The following is a 2913-nucleotide window of genomic DNA, read 5'->3' as shown; positions in this document are numbered from 1 at the left end:
AGCCTGAACCTGTCGTGATTTACAGCGTGGAAAATGAGCGATATTGGAGGTACAATTTGTCATGGGCGATTTGGTAGTTATTGTCGGTGTAAGCAACTGAATTATAAAAAAACCATCTCGCCCTTCTTCTTTATCGTGCAATATGCGGGTTAGCCGTCATAACAACATCGAGATGTATCGTAATGACAGGAATAGTAGATCTTGAAAAACTTCTGGAAAGTATGAGTCCTGTGTTAGTTGAAGGTGAGTTTGTATTTTGCAATGTAACAGGTCAACTGTCCGAATATATATACTTAAATCCACTTGCTACTTTCACTGAATTAGAGGGCTTAACATTGGTTTTATCCAAAAGCTCTGCAGAAAATGCTGACATTAGTTTTGAAAATACCTACAAGCAAATCACTTTAACTGTGCATTCAAGCTTAGAGGCTGTTGGGTTAACTGCAATAATATCAAACAAACTTGCGTCAAAAGGTATCAGTGCGAATGTAATTGCAGCATATTTTCATGATCATGTTTTTGTTCAATCGGAAAAGGCGCAAGCCGCATTGGCTGCTCTGCACGAAATATCGGGGAAAAACGGCTAACAAGTTCAGTCAAAGGGATGTGAACCTCCCCCGTTTTAGTGGACACTCAAATCTAACTGAAACGGTGACCACGTGCCTGCTTATCAAACTGGGAAAAAACTCGCCAGTACACCAGCGAATTTAAAGTGTCGCCTGTTAGAATGACCATTGGACTCAACAAAATGGTAAAGGATGTCGTTGAGCTCTCAACATTCATCCCTATATGTTGTTTCGTTGGCGCAAGGAATATTTTGAGGGACAGCTCGTGGCTGATGAGCGCAAAGTTAAGTGAACTCCATCTGATATACATTCCGAGCAAGGCCAGCTGCGCCAGTTGAAAGAACGGATTGCCGAACTTGAACTGGAGAATGACCTGCTAAAAAAATGGCAAAGGTTCCTTGCGAAACAACGCAGGAAAAATTCTCGTTCATAGCCCGCTTTAAGGATCGCTTTGGCGTTCAGAGGCTTTGTCAGAGGTTCAATGTATCCAGGAGTGGTTTATATGCCTGGAATATCAGAACCCCTGGTATCCGACAGCAGTCTGACGTGAAGCTGTTAAAGCGAATTACTGCCCTGTTTAAAAAATATAAAGGTCGCTATGGCAGCCCCAGACTCTTCAAGACTCTCAGACTGCAAGGCATTTGTGTGAGCAGAAAATGCGTTGAACGCATGATGATAAACGCAGGTCTGGTGGGTCGTAAAACACGCATCTATCGAAGAAACCATTGTCGCCCCGTGTGGACGAGCCTGCAAAAAAACGTCCGCAAAGAGCTCGCCAAACCAACAGCTATCAATCGGTATTGGGTTGGAGATGTGACATACATAAAAGTGCGAGGGCAGTGGTGTTATATGGCTGTTGTTATCGACCTCTACTCCCGCAGTGTGCTTGGCTAGTCACTTAAAAATCATCGAATCGCCAAGCTAACCAGAGCAGCCTTGTTGATGGCCGTTCGAAAACGTCGACTTGAGCTATGGCTGGTGTTCCACATTGACAGGGGCGTTGAGTATCGTGCGACAGAGATACAGAGACTGCATAAACGCTATGGCTTTATTGTCAGTATAAATCGACCTGGGCGTTGTAGTGATAATGCTGAAATGGAGTCCTTTTTCCATACCTTGAAGGGGGAACTCGTGACCGAAGAGACGTTCTGGAACATCCATCATCTTCGAGATGCTATAGCAGGGTACGTTCAGCATTTTTACAATCGAGCTCGATTACACTCAGGTTGCTAATTCTATAACTGCTACTACTCTAGAGATTTTAAGATTGACTGAGGTTAAAGGTCGATGAAACGTCAGTATTTATTAACTTTCTTACTCTCTTTATTAGTGTTTTCAAGTGAATCTTTCGCAATAAAAATTGTAATAAAAAGCTCATCTGAAAAAAGTCATGCAGTTACTCCATATTATCATTTCAATTTTTTCCCTGTTTTGATAAATGGCATTGACTATGATTTTTTTGGAGGCCAAAGTACTCCTTTGGAATCATTTGCCCGACAAAGGATAATGTTTGAGTTCGATGATGAAATGGAAACTTGTGAATTACCTTCTAATGTAAATGACCGTTTTTTTGAACTAATGGCAAGTGGTTGGAAAAATATATTTAAATACGATGATGGTGAGTTGCTTGGAAGAGGAATGCTCGCTACAAGATTCCCCCCTAGCAGTGTCGTACTGATATTTGTTGCAACGGGGGAGATAGTTGATTTATCACAAGTTGCTTCATTCACAAAGGATGTAGTAATAATAAAGCATATGTCAGAGTTAGTAACCTCAAGTCTCAAAGCAGGAGAATTAGTTATCGTTAAAGACATCGCTACTGGCCAATTAGTTGAAACACTAATATTTCTGATCGATGAATATTTTATAGGCTGGGACGGTTCAATAGGTGGTTTTTACATACAGACTAAAGAGCAGATTGAAGGAAAACTTAAAAAAGCTGAAGCATTGATGAGTGTAAATTGTACGCATATACAAGCACATATGTACAACACATTAAAAACTGAATTAACCCCGCTTGATACTAATGCCTTGTCATCATACATGAAATAAGCACCACAACCTAAATCGGGAATCACCCCTTCGGGGCGGATCTCCGCACTGCATGCTCCGGCCCCACAGCTTAGCGTTAGGTGTCTCTGTGTCATCTTTCAATGTCTGCTACGCTTATGGCTCACTCAATAAAAACAGGTAGTATCTATGTCACCAGAAGCCAAGGTAAACGCTCTCGACTATGCATTCCACGAAAACAACAAAATTCTTGAAGCTACTCACGGAGTTGACTCCCTGATTCTCAATGAACAACGTGAGAAGTTCAAAGAGGTTGATGCGTTTATTGCAGAACAAA

General features: G+C 41.5%; 4 protein-coding genes. All 4 read left to right on the top strand.

What is annotated here, in order from left to right; genetic code table 11:
* Positions 1-182 precede the first annotated feature (182 nt).
* The 4 genes from KDK17_RS13055 to KDK17_RS13045 all read left to right on the top strand — a co-directional run bounded on the left by KDK17_RS13055 (position 183) and on the right by KDK17_RS13045 (position 2618).
* The gene (locus tag KDK17_RS13055; RefSeq protein WP_257288232.1) at positions 183-587 is read left to right on the top strand and encodes an ACT domain-containing protein; all 405 of its coding nucleotides are present in this window, start codon (positions 183-185) and stop codon (positions 585-587) included.
* Positions 588-950: 363 nt separating this feature from the next.
* Positions 951-1460 carry an IS3 family transposase gene (locus KDK17_RS13050; protein WP_257288230.1) on the top strand — a complete coding sequence of 170 codons (510 nt, stop codon included), beginning with the start codon at positions 951-953 and terminating at the stop codon, positions 1458-1460.
* Between the two features lie 48 nt (positions 1461-1508).
* The gene (locus tag KDK17_RS19585; protein ID WP_373691590.1) at positions 1509-1799 is read left to right on the top strand and encodes an integrase core domain-containing protein; all 291 of its coding nucleotides are present in this window, start codon (positions 1509-1511) and stop codon (positions 1797-1799) included.
* A gap of 54 nt (positions 1800-1853) precedes the next feature.
* Positions 1854-2618 (top strand): hypothetical protein, encoded by a 765-nt coding sequence (locus KDK17_RS13045; protein ID WP_257288229.1) that lies wholly within the window; start codon positions 1854-1856, stop codon positions 2616-2618.
* Positions 2619-2913: the final 295 nt, after the last annotated feature.

Origin of the sequence: Endozoicomonas sp. SESOKO2 (genome assembly GCF_024606245.1) — a bacterium.
GTDB lineage: Bacteria > Pseudomonadota > Gammaproteobacteria > Pseudomonadales > Endozoicomonadaceae > Endozoicomonas_A.
Note: the sequence above shows the minus strand (reverse complement) of the source record. Positions and strands in the feature narration are given on the sequence as shown.

Bases quoted from the DNA above. Each gene is read 5' to 3' on its own strand.
- KDK17_RS13045 (WP_257288229.1), top strand. From the start codon at position 1,854: ATGAAACGTCAGTATTTATTAACTTTCTTACTCTCTTTATTAGTGTTT.
- KDK17_RS13050 (WP_257288230.1), top strand. From the start codon at position 951: ATGGCAAAGGTTCCTTGCGAAACAACGCAGGAAAAATTCTCGTTCATA.
- KDK17_RS19585 (WP_373691590.1), top strand. From the start codon at position 1,509: ATGGCCGTTCGAAAACGTCGACTTGAGCTATGGCTGGTGTTCCACATT.
- KDK17_RS13055 (WP_257288232.1), top strand. From the start codon at position 183: ATGACAGGAATAGTAGATCTTGAAAAACTTCTGGAAAGTATGAGTCCT.